The organism is Desulfonatronum sp. SC1 (assembly GCF_003046795.1).
Lineage (GTDB): Bacteria > Desulfobacterota > Desulfovibrionia > Desulfovibrionales > Desulfonatronaceae > Desulfonatronum.
The window spans coordinates 1-390 of sequence record NZ_PZKN01000235.1; the positions used below are offsets into that span (position 1 = coordinate 1).

Sequence of the window (390 nt, forward strand, 5' to 3'; positions counted from 1 at the left end):
CCTTTTCCGAAGTATAGAGTTCTTTTATTTTAACAAGTATGCCATCTACATCAATATCCGGGGTTAGTTCAATTTTGTTTTTTGACATAAAGTAGGCAGGATATTGCTTCCGCATCTCTGAGCACTTTAATCCGGATTTGGCAAGATGTGTTAAAAACAGAGCAACACCCACAAGCGCATCGCGTCCGTTATGGCTTGCGGGGTAAATCACACCTCCGTTGCCTTCGCCCCCTATTACGGCATTTACCTCGCGCATTTTCTCAACCACATTAACCTCCCCTACCGCTGCGGCGTAGTAGGTTCCACCGTGTTTGGCCGTCACATCGCGCAAAGCCCTTGAAGAGCTTAAATTTGAAACTGTGTTACCGGGAGTTTTTGACAACACATAAT

1 pseudogene is annotated in these 390 nt (G+C 45.4%); it reads right to left on the reverse strand.

The annotated features are described in order from the left end of the window. Positions 1-390, reverse strand: a pseudogene (locus C6366_RS21390) (hypothetical protein); the annotation flags it as partial.